Origin of the sequence: Bacillus sp. FSL K6-1145 (assembly GCF_038003425.1) — a bacterium.
GTDB lineage: Bacteria > Bacillota > Bacilli > Bacillales > Bacillaceae > Bacillus > Bacillus pumilus.
The window spans coordinates 3,296,634-3,309,906 of sequence record NZ_JBBOPC010000001.1; the positions used below are offsets into that span (position 1 = coordinate 3,296,634).

Consider the following 13,273-nt stretch of genomic DNA (forward strand, 5'->3'; position numbering starts at 1 on the left):
TAAAGGAATGGCGAAGTTTCGAACTAATCTGATCTTCGCCATTAAAATTCATATTAGAACGCTTCTCACATATTAACCAAAGAATGCCAAGAATGCGATAACGACAGCGATAATTGGAAGTGCCTCAACTAAAGCTACCCCGATGAACATAAGAGTTCTTAGTTCTCTACCAGCTTCTGGCTGACGAGCGATTCCTTCAACTGTTTTAGATACGATTAGACCGTTACCAATACCTGCTCCTAGTGCTCCCAAACCGATTGCAATTGCTGCTGCTATTAAATTCATTAAAAAGCTCCTCCTTTAAAATAACGTCCTTTTTGGACTCTCAATTTTTTAGTGTTCGTCGCTGACTTTATGAGAAATGTACACCATTGTCAGCATGGTGAAGATAAATGCTTGGATTGTTCCGACAAACAAACTGAATGCCTGCCATACAATCATCGGCACGATGGCACCTAATGTACCAACAATACCAAGCGCAATGTTTTGCGTGTAGAAATTGGTCGCAAGTCCTGCAAGCAAACCAAGAAGAATCTCTCCAGCAAAAATGTTTCCATAAAGACGCAAACCAAGTGTTAGCGTGTTTGCAAATTCTTCAATAAGTTTCAATGGTACTAAAAGCGGAATTGGTCTAAAGTAGTCTTTCGTATATTCCTTGACTCCTTTTGCCTTGACACCGTAGTAATGTGTCAATCCCATGACCATAATCGCTAGTGTCATTGTAATTGCAGGGTCTGCTGTTGGTGATTTCCACCACAAGTTGTGATCGACCGTAATCGAAAATGGCAGTCCAAGCATGTTTGAAACAAATATGTACATGAGTAATGTAACGCCAAGCGCTAGAAATGGGGCTCCTGTTTTCATGTCCATCGAACTACCTATGATATTTCGAACAAAATCAACAATCCATTCCATGAAGTTCTGCGCCTTTGTCGGACGAATAGACAGAACACGAGTAGTCAGCACCGCTATGAGAAGAACGATGATACTAGCAATCGTAATCATGAGAACATTGGATAAGTTGAACGTTAACCCTAAAAATTCTGTCGTTTTTGAACTGTGACCCAAAGAGTATTCACCTCTCTTCCATAGTAGAACGTTTAAGTTGAATGAAGGAATCTATCATAATGACAGGATATATTGTCATTAATCCTATAACAACACCTGCCAGATGAACTTCATTAGGGTAACGCCAAGCAATCGCTACTGCGAGAATTGCGTTGGCCCACCTGGCTGTACTTCCCATTGAACGAATGGATTTTCCTTTTTTAACCGCTCGATCAAAAGCGTGCATTCTCCGTATAAGTAGGAATAAATTAAAGAAAGCAAAAATTGTGCCGATAATCAAACCAAGAAACAGTGGTTTAAAACCAGGCATGGCATAGCCAAACACAAAAATTGCCAATAGATAGAACATGTATTTACTCTGTCTGCGGAAAATCGCGTTTGGATCGTTCATTCATCTGACTCCCGATGAAAAATATTGTAAAAAAGGTAATAAATGGTGATGAAAACTGCGTAGAAGACGCTTATGATAAGCAGTCCTGTTCGAAAAAAATCAATCACCCATCGGTCTAATTGCACAATCAGACTTGAAATCTAAAGATCTATGGGATGTTGCTTCATTCGCTGATACAAACCCTGATAATTAAAGGGTTCACAATGAGGATTAGTAGAGTGCTATAGGCTATGAAAACCTTACCATAATACCCTCGTTTAGCATACAATAGCGTCTATGATGTGTCAATCCGTTGAAAGTTAAAAAACTTTTCTATAATGATAGAGCACACAAAATGTTCACAATTTCATCAAACTTTAGGAGACACGTGACATTCATTGAAAAAAACAGCTAATGTTCAGTATACATTGATTTTTCTAAGAACGATATCAACCGTTTGTCATATATTTCAAAAAGCCCACATGCACGTTTGCATGTGGGCTTTTATTAAAACATGTTATTTCGTTCCATACATACGGTCACCAGCATCACCAAGACCTGGGATAATGTAGCCTTTTTCGTTCAATTTCTCATCTAATGCTGCAATGTAGATATCAACGTCAGGATGGTGCTTTTGCATTTCTTCTACACCTTCAGGAGCAGCAATCAGACACATGAAGCGAATGTTTTTCGCTCCGCGTTTTTTCAAGCTGTTCAATGCTTCGACTGCTGAACCGCCAGTTGCAAGCATTGGATCTACTACGATAAATTCACGCTCTTCCACATCAGATGGAAGCTTCACATAATATTCAACAGGCTTTAATGTTTTCGGATCACGGTATAAACCGACATGTCCCACTTTAGCAGCTGGAATGAGTTTCAAAATCCCGTCCACCATACCAAGACCTGCTCTTAAAATTGGCACAACACCGAGTTTCTTCCCTGAGATCACGTTTGATTTCGCTACTTGTACAGGTGTTTCTACATCTACCTCTTCAAGCGGTAAGTCTCTTGTGATTTCAAATGCCATTAATGTTGCGACTTCATCCACTAGCTCTCTAAATTCTTTTGTTCCTGTATGAACGTCACGAATATATGTAAGTTTGTGTTGAATAAGCGGGTGATCAAATACATAAACCTTTGCCATTGCTTGCTACAACTCCTTTTCTGTCATCTTCCGGTGAACTTTGCACACTTCCTACAATTCTACATAAAAAGACATCATCTTTCAATATGATTCGCAAATCCTACAAAAAAAAACCCACATGCCAAAAATAGGCAAATGGGTCTGCTTTTTAATAATCTAATTCGTTATATAGAGGGAAGCGGGCAGTCAGATCAGATACACGCTTTTTCGCTTCTTCTAATTTCGCTTCATCTTCATGATGTTTTAGAGCAAGCGCAATAATGGAACCGACTTCTTTCATTGCCTCTTGATCGAAACCGCGGCTTGTCACTGCTGCTGTGCCAACACGTACACCACTTGTGACAAAAGGTTTTTCTGGATCATAAGGAATCGCATTTTTGTTCACTGTAATACCGATTTCATCAAGAACATTTTCTGCAATTTTTCCTGTGATACCAAGAGAACGCAAGTCGATGAGAACAAGATGGTTATCCGTTCCACCGGACACAAGCTGAATATCTTCAGATAAAAGGGTTTCAGCTAGCTGCTTTGCATTGTCAATGACGTTTTGTGCATATGTTTTGAAATCTCCGTTCAATACTTCACCGAAAGAAACAGCTTTTGCAGAGATGACATGCATCAGTGGTCCACCTTGAATACCAGGGAAGATCGATTTGTCGATCTTTTTACCAAACTCTTCACGGCATAGAATCATTCCGCCGCGAGGTCCACGCAATGTTTTGTGAGTCGTCGTTGTCACAAAATCTGCATAAGGAACTGGATTTGGATGAAGACCTACTGCAACAAGACCTGCAATGTGAGCCATGTCGACCATAAAGTAAGCACCGACTTCATCCGCAATCTCACGGAACTTTTTGAAATCAATTTGACGTGGGTATGCACTTGCACCCGCAACAATTAGCTTTGGCTTATGTTCACGTGCTTTTTCAAGTACATCTTGATAGTCGATATGCTGCGTTTCTTTATCAACACCATATTCTACAAAGTTGTACTGTACACCACTAAAGTTAACAGGGCTTCCGTGCGTTAAATGCCCGCCATGTGATAAGTTCATACCTAGCACTGTATCGCCATGCTCAAGAATGGTAAAGTATACGGCCATGTTCGCTTGAGCACCTGAGTGAGGCTGTACGTTCACATACTCAGCGCCAAAAATTTCTTTTGCGCGGTCACGTGCGATATCTTCTACAACGTCTACATGTTCACAACCGCCATAGTAGCGTTTACCAGGGTAACCCTCTGCATATTTGTTTGTTAATACAGAGCCCTGCGCTTCCATGACTGCTTCGCTTACAAAGTTTTCTGATGCAATTAATTCAATTTTGTCTTGCTGGCGTTTCCGCTCTAGTTGAATTGCCTTGAATACTTGTGCGTCTTGCTCAGGTAAATGTTTCATCAGCGAAATCCTCTCCAATCTATTTCCATTCGATGTTTTCACCATCTCATTGTACACGGTTTTTGAGTGAAATGTAAAAGTTTTTTTGGAAAATTGACTTCTTTTTTTGCGAAAAACCGAATATTCAAGTGGTGAAGCGCCTTCATCATTCAACATTATATTAGAAATATATCTTAGCTAAGATTTTGTATAAACCGCTCGTTCTCCGCCAATCAGCTTCGGACGCGTTTTCGCAAACGTCACATGTGCATGTCCTAATTGATGCCGACTAAGGCGAACAGGTACAGCGACTCTCTTTAGATGCATCCCAATGAATGTATCACCGATATCGATCCCAGCATGCGCCTCGATGGATTCAACTAACACAGGATGTTCCATGTGCTGATACGCATGAGCCGCCATCGAACCACCCGCCTTTCGGACAGGTACTGCCGCCACAATCTCTAGATTAAGCCGGAAAGCCACTTCTTCCTCCACAACAAGAGCACGATTCAAATGCTCACAGCACTGGAAAGCGACCTCAATGCCGGTCTCTCGTCTTAGCTGATCCAATTCTTGATAAATGGACGCAGCTATTTGCTCACTTCCTGCTGTCCCAATATGCTCACCAGCCACTTCTGATGTACTGCAGCCGATCACTAAGATTTGCCCAGCACGCAGTTCGACCATTTGATGAAACTCTTTTAACATTTCAAGCCAATCTTGACCAATGTTCATGTTAAGCGCTCCTTATAGGTGCTTTTCTTCGTAATCAGCGATCTTACCAATCCGTACAGCATGTCGTCCTGCCGTAAATTCTGTTGTCAGCCAAATGTGTGCAATCTCACGTGCTAATCCAGGTCCAATGACTCGTTCTCCCATTGCAAGGACGTTTGTATCATTATGTTCTCTAGTCGCTTTCGCACTAAATGTATCATGTGCCAGCGCGCAGCGAATTCCTTTTACTTTGTTTGCTGAGATACTCATACCGATGCCTGTCCCGCAAATTAAAATGCCGCGGTCCACTTCTCCGTTTGCCACCATGTTAGCTACAGGAAAAGCATAATCTGGGTAGTCTACAGAACCTGATCCACATTCACAACCCATATCAATGTATTCAATCTTCAATTCATCCATCAGTTGTTTGATTTCTTCACGAATATTCGTTCCGCCGTGATCGGATGCAATAGCTACTTTCATCGGGCAATTCCTCCTAAGGGTGAGTTGATCTGTTATGCCTTACATTTATTCTTTATTTACAGTTATATTTTAACCTCTGCTTAGTCATTTGCAAACAAAAGCAGAAAAACCGTTGATGCAACGGTTTTACAGGTTGTCCATTATGAGGACGTCTGATCCTTTTTCAATTTCTCAGCCAGCTGCTGGAGCAATGCTTCAAGTTCATCACGTGTTTCCTGATAAACAGACAGGCTTCCTCCAAATGGATCGGATACATCGCCTTCTGTCCCTGTCGCGAATTCCTTTAGAGTGAAAATCTTGTCTTTTGCATGTGCATATTGCTCCACAATCAACTGTTTATGCTGCATGGTCATGGTGAAGACGTAATCAGCTGCTCGCAGAAGATCCTCTGTCAGTTTTGCTGAAGAGTGATTCAGTGGAATGCTTTTCTCAAATAGTGCTTCGACCGCTTGAGGAGAAGCCTTCCCAGCATCTGAGGCAAAAATGCCCGCTGATTTAACAGTGACCTCTAAACCTTTCTCTTGTGCAATTGAAGCAAAAAGGGCTTGAGCCATCGGACTTCTGCATGTATTTCCCGTACAAACAAATAAGATTTTCATCTTTCGCCCTCCTTTTCTTCTATTATATAGCATTTCATTCTACATGTTATGTAAGGAGACTGACTAGAGCGGAAATAATAATTTGATACCAAAGGCTAGTAAAATGATTCCGCCAAGCGCTCCGCTATATGATCCCACCCATGAACGGACCTGTTTACCGAGTAATAATCCAAGCCATGTGAGGATCATACTAAAAAAACCAAACAATAAAATGGTCATCCATACGCGAGAACCGTAAATTCCGAGGCTTAAACCAACGGAAAAACTATCTAAGCTGACACTTGTTGCAAAAAGAACAAGACCAGCGCCAACAGGTGCGATAAATGGTTTATCTTCTTTGCGAATAGACGCAATGATCATTTGCAGCCCGAGCACCAAAAGCAGCGCCCCGCCGATATAGGTGGCAAGGAGACCGAGCCAGCCTGATAGGAGCTGACCTGTTAGCATGCCAAAAAGCGGCATAAACATATGAAATATCCCAATGACAAGTCCAATATAAATGATCTGGCAAAACCTCAGTTGAATCATTCCCATGCCAAGTCCAACCGAAAAAGCATCCATCCCCAGTGCAAAAGCCATGATGCTGAGCGTCAGCAATTCGCCAGCTAGTTCGTACATGTAAATCCCCCTTGGACACGCATTCTCCTTTAACCTATGTTTGTCCAAGAAGGGTTAGAACTATTTGAATGAAGAGAGAGTGCGCCCTCCTGCCGCTTTTTGCAGACGGTTCATAATTGCTGAACCAACCCCATGCTCTGAAAAGGATTCTGAAATAATGACATCTACATCTGTCTCATCAAATTGTCTTAGTACACGATATAAGTTCGCCGCTATCGTTTCAGGTTTTTCTCTCCACCCACAGCTGAAAACAACATCTGCCGCAAACAACGATTTCTTTTCTTCTGTTGTCAGCACGCCAACTTTGAAACCTTCCGCCTGATATGTTTGAATGTGACGCTGCATCTCTTCATCACTTCCAAAAAAGAGATACATCTTAGCTTCAGGGGCGTAGTGTGTGTATTTCATCCCTGGCGATACAGGCGCTTCGTCCTTTTTTGTCAGCCCTGGGTCAATACTAACCGTTCCTACTACCTCTTCTAAAGCTTCTTTTGTAATCCCGCCCGGCCTTAGGATGACTGGAATCTCGTCGACACAGGATACAACCGTTGACTCAACGCCAATACCAGTTGAACCACCATCGACAATTCCAGCGATTCTTCCATCGAGATCACTCGCTACATGGTCAGCTTGTGTTGGTGATGGTTTGCCTGAACGGTTGGCACTTGGTGCGGCAATCGGCAGGCCAGCCGTTCGGATGAGCTCAAGCGCAATCGGATGGTCAGGCATTCTCACACCGACCGTGGATAAACCTGCCGTGACCTGCTTTGATAAAGTGCCCGGCTTACACGGAAGAACAATGGTTAATGCACCCGGCCAAAAGGCATCCATCAATGCCTTTGCTTTTTCGCTTTCTATTTGCGCAAATTCATGAAGCTGCTCAATTTCCGCAATGTGGACAATCAATGGATTATCACTTGGACGCCCTTTCGCTTCATATATTTTCATGACAGCTTCTGTCTCTTTCGCATTAGCCCCTAGTCCATACACCGTCTCTGTCGGAAAAGCGACCACTTCGTTTTGCTGCAATAACAACGCTGCCTGTTCAATTTGTGGATAGTATGTGGATAAATTCTTTTCTAAATCCACAGACCACCTTCTTGTATTTAACATCATACAAACTCCTTTTAAAAAAGATAAAACTGTTGATATATCTCAATTATCCTTTTGAAAGTATAAAAGATGATGATCAATAAAACAAGCGTTGTCCACAATTTGTGGATAACGCTTGTTTAACGGTGGATAAGTATGTGTATAAGTTCAATATATTGTGATTAACTGGCTTTTTTTTGAAGAACCACTGCCTGTTCTTTCGCTAAGATCTCTTTTGCATGTGCAGATACCCACATGCTTTCTGGAATATCCTCTAAAGCCGTGAAGCCCATCAATGCCAAAAAGTCATGTGAGGAGGAGTGGTTGGTGACGACATAAAACGTATCCACACCTATTTTCCCTCCGAGCGTTTGAACACTTTGGAACAAAGATACGATGTGTCCCTGACCTAGTTTATCTGATATGACAAGAGACCGCAGCAGGCCCTCTTGTTCACTAAGCTGTTCAAGACCTAAACACCCTGCCAGCTGACCTTCTGCATTTTCCATGACAACAAATGTCGTACGCTCTGCAAGCGTGACGCCGCCTTTCGCTTGTCCTTTTTCAAGAAAAGCATTGATCGCTGGGGCATCTTCTTCTGTGGCTATTCTTAATTGATAAAACATGCTTTCACCTCTTTTTGATCTCTTACTTCAACTCTATGAGGCAAAAACAGATTTATACCTTTTTTAGGAGAAAAGACTAGAGACCCATTCGAATAAAAAGAATTTCACTTCACCCTTCTCTTCTTTCTCTTCTTTGACCACTTCATTCACAGACTCATCTGTTTGCTGTGCTGTCACTTCGGAATCCTCATCCCCCTCTGGCGATACGATAGCTTCTCCATTTGAAAAATCGATAAAGCAGAGCGGCGGGAATAACACACACCACCAATTGGCTCCATCCCCTTCTCCAAGCGTAATTAAAATGGCTTCATATTTCCCTGCAGGATAGACGAAATTTCCATAGAGCTTTGTTGGAAATGAGGCTTTTTGAAAACTGACTGATACGGATTGATCAATGTGCTGCTCCTTCAATTTCGCTTTGGCAATGCGATTGATTTCTGGCAGCTTGGACCGAATCACACGTCTTGCTTCTTCAATGGATGTAAGGTCTTTGACCCATTCTGTCATATTGGCATTGACTTCGTCTCGAATGCTTCTTTTCACATCCTGATCTGCTGAACGATCACTATTTGCTAAAATGCGTAATCGAATGGCTTCCTCTGGTATCACAACAGGCTGATTTGCAGAAGCAGCCGCTGTCTCCTCTCTGCCAAGGTTTGCAAAAGCACCGCATAATAATAGAAACATATAAAGACAAATCATCATTTTACTTTTAAACATGATGTGTTCCCCCCACTTTTTCTCTTCGCTACAAACATTGTGTCCAGGAAACCCATCTCATAAACAGAAAAAATGATTTTTTTAATAGATTATAAGTCAAATGAAAAAAACCGTTCCATTAAGAACGGCTTTGGAGTGAGGATTGGTAATCGGAAGGGTACAGTCTTCCATCCCAATCTCGGCTGATTTTTAACCCTGCATCTGTTTTGATGACAGTCATTGCTCCTTTTTTCTTGATTTCTTTTTTGACTTTTCCGTTCTGATTAATAAATTGAATCATCATTTCATAGTTAAATTCAATTCTGTCATCGCTTTCATCTGAAGGCGTAAACGTAATTTTCTTCAGCTTAATTTGACAATCTTGATCCTTTGCTGCTTCTAACACGCTCGGGAACATGCTGTCTTGTGTATATTCTTGATATTCATGCTCGGTTAAATAAGACTTCAGCTTCTCCTTCATGTCAGTTAGGTCATCTGTTCGATTCACTGTGTATTGTGCTTTTTTATAGCTTTCTCCAAATGCTGCTGCTTCTTTTTTAAAGCTCGGTTTGCCACAAGCACTCACAATTAATAGTACACTGACGATGACCAACACCATCGCATACCTTCTGTTCACACCATTCGCTCCTTCAAAACAAATTTATGTAAAAAAATCATGATCAGAATGTTCATTCTTCTATATATACGTTTCTCTTTTACCATAAGTTTCATCTTTACATAATAAAATAGTCCGACTTTATTCAGCCGGACTTTCCGTTTTGAATGTGTGCGCAAACAGCTCGGTCTTTCCCGTTAATATCCTTGACGATGCGGACATCTGCCGCGGGAAATGACTGCAAGAGAAGTACTTTTACATCTTGCCCTTGCGTATGTCCAATTTCAAAGACAACCACCGACTGCTTATGAAGTACATGGTGAAGATCACGAATGAGACGCTTATAAAACCACAGACCATCACGTCCATCTGTCAGCGCATTTACTGGCTCATGCTTCGTAACCACCTCTGACAAGCTGTCCATTTCTTCTGCCGCAATATAAGGTGGATTGGAAATAAACAGATCCACTTTGCTGCCCTGATCCTTGATAGGTTCGAGTAAGTCCCCTTGTAAAAAATGGACGTCTGCACCTAGCGCTTGCTGATTCCGCTTTGCTACCGCAAGTGCTTCATGTGAAATATCCGTTGCTGTGACAGATAGTGTTTCTTTTTCAAGAGCGAGCGTAATCGCAATTGCCCCGCTTCCGGTGCCAACGTCTACTGCTTTGAGCGGCTGATCGTGCGGGAAGATGTCACTCATCAAATTCAGTGCCGCCAAAACAACCTCTTCCGTTTCAGGGCGAGGAATGAGAACATGTTTGTTCACCTCGAAGGGACGGCCGTAAAAAAATTCAATACCTGTTAGATGCTGAACAGGCACCCCTTTCTTGTGCTGCGTGACAAACTCGCTGAATAACCGATCTTGCTCCTCTGGCAGCTGATCATGAAAACGTGCAAGAAGTTCACTTCTGCTTAAGTCCAGTACATGCATCAAAAGGAGCTCTGCTGCGTTTTGGTCTCTACCGGCTTCCGTTAACAAAGAAGAAGCCCATTTAAGGGCTTCAAAGTTGGTACGCTGATTATTTTGCATTTTGAAGCTTTCTTGCTTGGTCTTCCATAATTAATGCATCTATGACCTCGTCAAGTTTTCCTTCTAAAATTTGATCAAGCTTTTGAATCGTTAATCCGATGCGGTGGTCTGTTACACGGTTTTGCGGGAAGTTGTACGTACGGATACGCTCTGAACGATCCCCTGTTCCAACAGCAGATTTACGCGTTTGATCATATTCAGCCTGTGCTTCACGCTGGAATTTATCATAAATTCTCGCACGTAATACTTTCATGGCTTTTTCTTTGTTTTTGATTTGTGATTTCTCATCCTGACAGGAAACAACCACGCCTGTTGGAAGGTGAGTTAATCGAACAGCAGACATGGTTGTGTTAACACTTTGTCCGCCAGGTCCGCTTGATGTGAAAGTATCTACACGGATGTCTTTTTCGTGGATATCAATTTCAACTTCTTCAGCCTCGGGCAAGACAGCAACTGTCGCTGTTGATGTATGAATCCGTCCGCCTGATTCCGTTTCCGGAACACGCTGCACGCGGTGTGCACCGTTTTCAAACTTTAGTTTAGAATATGCGCCTTTCCCGCTAATCATAAAGATAATCTCTTTATAACCGCCAGTTCCAGTCACATTCGCTTCCATTACTTCTGTTTTCCAGCCCTGCATTTCAGCATAACGGCTGTACATACGGTAAAGATTTCCAGCAAAAAGCGCGGCCTCTTCTCCTCCTGCTGCACCACGAACCTCCACAATAACGTTTTTGTTGTCATTCGGATCTTTCGGGATCAGCAAGATTTTCAGCTCGTCTTCTAAACGTTCCGTTTCCTCTGTGAGCTCTGAAATTTCTTCTTTGACCATGTCGCGCATCTCGGCATCCAGCTTTTCTTCCAGCATTGCTTTCGCTTCGCTCAACTGGTCGTATGCCGCACGATATTGTCTATATACCTCAACAGTTTCTTGAATATCAGATTGTTCCTTCGAATATTCACGAAGCTTCTTAGGGTCGTTCACCACTTCAGGGTCACTCAAATATTCATTTAGCTTTTCATAGCGTTCTTCAATTGATTTTAAACGGTCTAACATGGTCTTCACCTCTGTTTTGTGCGTAACAGTCTAATTATAGTATAGCGGGGTATGACAGTCAAAAAAATTTCCAAAACAATTGATTTTCTGCAATTTCCCACTAGAAAACACGATCTTTGGCGATTGGTTACTTGTTTTGTCTAACGTGAAGGAACAGTTCCTTCTTGAAGAGAATGGTACTTATAATTGAAAAAAGGGAGGGCATTTGGTTTGAATACAAATGAGGTTGCAAAAGAAATTGGCGTTTCTTCAAAAACGATTCAGCGTTGGGTTAAACAGCTCAACATCCCTGTCGCCCGGAATGAACTTGGACATTATGAATTTCATGAAGATATTGTACAGCTTCTCAAAGAAGTCAAACACCAAATGAGTGAAGGTGTGATCCTTCAAGACATTCGACTGCCAATCCACACGGAAACCGTTCAACAGTTATCGCCTGCTGCAGAAACTGCTGCCTCCACAAAGCGGATCGAAGCATTGGAAAAGCAGGTGAATCAGCTCATTCAGCAGCAATTGCACAGCACTGATGTAGAAAAACGGCTGCAAGAACTCGAACGGAAACTGGCTAAAAAAGCAGATGAAGGTGTATCCTATCAGCTGCTCCAGCACCGTAGAGAAATTGAAGATCTCACCACTAAACTTGAGCGTCTTGCTGCGAGCTTGAAACAACCCTCTCAAATAGAAGAAAAAAAGGAAATCACGCACACTAACATCAAAAAAAAGCGTGCGCTCTTCCCTCTGTTTCATTCATTTCGCTAAGAAAGGCTGCCTCATGAGGCAGCCTTTCTACTTTATTATGAGGTAAGTGCAATAATGATCGGTAATGAAATTAATGACATGATTGCACTGATCACAAATGCGGATGCAGTTTCTGCTTCTTGTTTTTCAAATCGGGTTGCGATCATGGCTGCAACAGCTGAACCTGGGAAGGCAACAAGTAATACAGCTTTTGTAATTTCATCAGCCGAAAGACCCATGAAAATGGCGATAAAATACATAAGCAATGGTTGTACAGCTACTTTTAGCAATGCGATACTGAATGCTGGTAGGCTTAATTTAATTTTACGGATACCAACAGTGACACCGACTGCAAATAGCGCAACCCCTGACGTAACACTTCCAATTTCCTCTAACATTTCATGTCCAATTTCAGGAAGTTTAAATCCTAAAAGAACAAGAATGATACTTGCTAGTGGTGCAAGTGCAAGCGGCTCTGATAAACCGTGCAAAATAGCTTTCGTCGTCATTTTAAGGAAACTTTCGCCGTCTTTGGCTTTTCCTTTTGTTTTTTCACCGACAGTTGACACAATAATCGCAATTGGATCAAGCATTGCATTTACAACTATTCCGGTAATTGCAATCGGAATTGCAACTTCTTGAGCCCCAAATAAACTGCCTAGGACTGGAATCCCCATAAATGCAAAGGTCGGTTGAGCTGAGTTTAACGAGAAAATAGATGAATTTGTTAAATCGTATTTAAAAGCAAATTTCGTAACAAGAAGGATAATGATATAAAAACCTACGATTCCTAAAATCAATGCAACGAAAAATGGAATTTGACTATAGAATTTATCTTTTGGTGTTGACAGAATGCTGGCGATAAAGTGCGCTGGCAAAGCATACTTTGTCACAAGTGTACTTACACCTTTTGCAGATTTAGCGTCATAGCTACCGAAGTGTCCTGCGAACCAACCCAGCGCGATAACGAAAAAAATCGGTGCTAGGAGGATCAAAATATTTAAAAAGTCCACCTTACTCTTCCTCCTTAAATCCTTA

Annotated in this window: 17 protein-coding genes; 1 reads left to right on the plus strand and 16 read right to left on the minus strand. The window is 41.9% G+C overall.

Translation table 11 applies throughout. The features are described 5' to 3' along the window. Positions 1 to 72: 72 nt before the first annotated feature. The 15 genes from atpE to prfA form a co-directional block, all read right to left on the minus strand. Entirely contained in the window at positions 73 to 285 is a 213-nt protein-coding gene (gene atpE / locus MHH41_RS16760) for a F0F1 ATP synthase subunit C (RefSeq protein ID WP_003214968.1), read from the minus strand. Between the two features lie 48 nt (positions 286 to 333). After that, complete coding sequence (gene atpB, locus MHH41_RS16765) at positions 334 to 1,068, minus strand: F0F1 ATP synthase subunit A (RefSeq protein ID WP_003215198.1); 735 nt, start codon at positions 1,066 to 1,068, stop codon at positions 334 to 336. Positions 1,069 to 1,075: 7 nt separating this feature from the next. Further along, on the minus strand, positions 1,076 to 1,459 hold the full coding sequence (locus MHH41_RS16770; RefSeq protein ID WP_003215321.1) for an ATP synthase subunit I: 384 nt from the start codon (positions 1,457 to 1,459) through the stop codon (positions 1,076 to 1,078). Positions 1,460 to 1,955: 496 nt separating this feature from the next. After that, complete coding sequence (gene upp, locus MHH41_RS16775; protein WP_003214553.1) at positions 1,956 to 2,585, minus strand: uracil phosphoribosyltransferase; 630 nt, start codon at positions 2,583 to 2,585, stop codon at positions 1,956 to 1,958. Between the two features lie 148 nt (positions 2,586 to 2,733). Continuing rightward, a complete protein-coding gene (glyA, locus tag MHH41_RS16780) occupies positions 2,734 to 3,981 on the minus strand; it encodes a serine hydroxymethyltransferase (RefSeq protein WP_012011552.1) in 1,248 nt (415 codons plus the stop codon). Positions 3,982 to 4,158: 177 nt separating this feature from the next. Further along, entirely contained in the window at positions 4,159 to 4,698 is a 540-nt protein-coding gene (locus tag MHH41_RS16785; RefSeq protein WP_003214786.1) for a TIGR01440 family protein, read from the minus strand. Between the two features lie 12 nt (positions 4,699 to 4,710). Next, positions 4,711 to 5,160 (minus strand): ribose 5-phosphate isomerase B, encoded by a 450-nt coding sequence (gene rpiB / locus MHH41_RS16790; protein ID WP_003214714.1) that lies wholly within the window; start codon positions 5,158 to 5,160, stop codon positions 4,711 to 4,713. A 140-nt stretch (positions 5,161 to 5,300) separates the two neighbouring features. Then, on the minus strand, positions 5,301 to 5,759 hold the full coding sequence (locus tag MHH41_RS16795; RefSeq protein ID WP_284907427.1) for a low molecular weight protein arginine phosphatase: 459 nt from the start codon (positions 5,757 to 5,759) through the stop codon (positions 5,301 to 5,303). A gap of 63 nt (positions 5,760 to 5,822) precedes the next feature. Beyond that, positions 5,823 to 6,377 (minus strand): manganese efflux pump MntP, encoded by a 555-nt coding sequence (locus MHH41_RS16800; protein ID WP_137054279.1) that lies wholly within the window; start codon positions 6,375 to 6,377, stop codon positions 5,823 to 5,825. 60 nt (positions 6,378 to 6,437) lie between these two features. Continuing rightward, on the minus strand, positions 6,438 to 7,490 hold the full coding sequence (locus MHH41_RS16805; protein WP_339206213.1) for an L-threonylcarbamoyladenylate synthase: 1,053 nt from the start codon (positions 7,488 to 7,490) through the stop codon (positions 6,438 to 6,440). Between the two features lie 161 nt (positions 7,491 to 7,651). After that, the gene (locus tag MHH41_RS16810) at positions 7,652 to 8,095 is read right to left on the minus strand and encodes a GNAT family N-acetyltransferase (RefSeq protein WP_340866575.1); all 444 of its coding nucleotides are present in this window, start codon (positions 8,093 to 8,095) and stop codon (positions 7,652 to 7,654) included. Between the two features lie 63 nt (positions 8,096 to 8,158). Continuing rightward, a complete protein-coding gene (gene spoIIR / locus MHH41_RS16815; protein ID WP_339206217.1) occupies positions 8,159 to 8,815 on the minus strand; it encodes a stage II sporulation protein R in 657 nt (218 codons plus the stop codon). Between the two features lie 118 nt (positions 8,816 to 8,933). After that, the gene (locus MHH41_RS16820; protein ID WP_003214608.1) at positions 8,934 to 9,413 is read right to left on the minus strand and encodes a hypothetical protein; all 480 of its coding nucleotides are present in this window, start codon (positions 9,411 to 9,413) and stop codon (positions 8,934 to 8,936) included. 142 nt (positions 9,414 to 9,555) lie between these two features. After that, positions 9,556 to 10,440 carry a peptide chain release factor N(5)-glutamine methyltransferase gene (gene prmC / locus MHH41_RS16825; protein ID WP_340866576.1) on the minus strand — a complete coding sequence of 295 codons (885 nt, stop codon included), beginning with the start codon at positions 10,438 to 10,440 and terminating at the stop codon, positions 9,556 to 9,558. Then, positions 10,430 to 11,497, minus strand: a complete 1,068-nt coding sequence (gene prfA / locus MHH41_RS16830) for a peptide chain release factor 1 (RefSeq protein ID WP_050944445.1) — start codon at positions 11,495 to 11,497, stop codon at positions 10,430 to 10,432. The genes prmC and prfA overlap by 11 nt, the downstream gene beginning before the upstream one ends. A 210-nt stretch (positions 11,498 to 11,707) precedes the next feature. Between prfA and racA the strand changes: the two genes are divergently transcribed. After that, positions 11,708 to 12,256 (plus strand): chromosome-anchoring protein RacA, encoded by a 549-nt coding sequence (gene racA / locus MHH41_RS16835; RefSeq protein ID WP_340866577.1) that lies wholly within the window; start codon positions 11,708 to 11,710, stop codon positions 12,254 to 12,256. Between the two features lie 35 nt (positions 12,257 to 12,291). Here the strand turns inward: racA and MHH41_RS16840 are convergent, their stop codons facing one another. Then, the gene (locus tag MHH41_RS16840) at positions 12,292 to 13,248 is read right to left on the minus strand and encodes an AEC family transporter (RefSeq protein ID WP_003214757.1); all 957 of its coding nucleotides are present in this window, start codon (positions 13,246 to 13,248) and stop codon (positions 12,292 to 12,294) included. Positions 13,249 to 13,273: the final 25 nt, after the last annotated feature.

Excerpts from the sequence above, each read along its gene's own strand:
- atpE (WP_003214968.1), bottom strand. The coding sequence starts at position 285 with ATGAATTTAATAGCAGCAGCAATTGCAATCGGTTTGGGAGCACTAGGA.
- MHH41_RS16770 (WP_003215321.1), bottom strand. The coding sequence starts at position 1,459 with ATGAACGATCCAAACGCGATTTTCCGCAGACAGAGTAAATACATGTTC.
- upp (WP_003214553.1), bottom strand. The coding sequence starts at position 2,585 with ATGGCAAAGGTTTATGTATTTGATCACCCGCTTATTCAACACAAACTT.
- glyA (WP_012011552.1), bottom strand. The coding sequence starts at position 3,981 with ATGAAACATTTACCTGAGCAAGACGCACAAGTATTCAAGGCAATTCAA.
- MHH41_RS16785 (WP_003214786.1), bottom strand. The coding sequence starts at position 4,698 with ATGAACATTGGTCAAGATTGGCTTGAAATGTTAAAAGAGTTTCATCAA.
- rpiB (WP_003214714.1), bottom strand. The coding sequence starts at position 5,160 with ATGAAAGTAGCTATTGCATCCGATCACGGCGGAACGAATATTCGTGAA.
- MHH41_RS16795 (WP_284907427.1), bottom strand. The coding sequence starts at position 5,759 with ATGAAAATCTTATTTGTTTGTACGGGAAATACATGCAGAAGTCCGATG.
- MHH41_RS16800 (WP_137054279.1), bottom strand. The coding sequence starts at position 6,377 with ATGTACGAACTAGCTGGCGAATTGCTGACGCTCAGCATCATGGCTTTT.
- MHH41_RS16805 (WP_339206213.1), bottom strand. The coding sequence starts at position 7,490 with ATGTTAAATACAAGAAGGTGGTCTGTGGATTTAGAAAAGAATTTATCC.
- MHH41_RS16810 (WP_340866575.1), bottom strand. The coding sequence starts at position 8,095 with ATGTTTTATCAATTAAGAATAGCCACAGAAGAAGATGCCCCAGCGATC.
- spoIIR (WP_339206217.1), bottom strand. The coding sequence starts at position 8,815 with ATGTTTAAAAGTAAAATGATGATTTGTCTTTATATGTTTCTATTATTA.
- MHH41_RS16820 (WP_003214608.1), bottom strand. The coding sequence starts at position 9,413 with ATGGTGTTGGTCATCGTCAGTGTACTATTAATTGTGAGTGCTTGTGGC.
- prmC (WP_340866576.1), bottom strand. The coding sequence starts at position 10,440 with ATGCAAAATAATCAGCGTACCAACTTTGAAGCCCTTAAATGGGCTTCT.
- prfA (WP_050944445.1), bottom strand. The coding sequence starts at position 11,497 with ATGTTAGACCGTTTAAAATCAATTGAAGAACGCTATGAAAAGCTAAAT.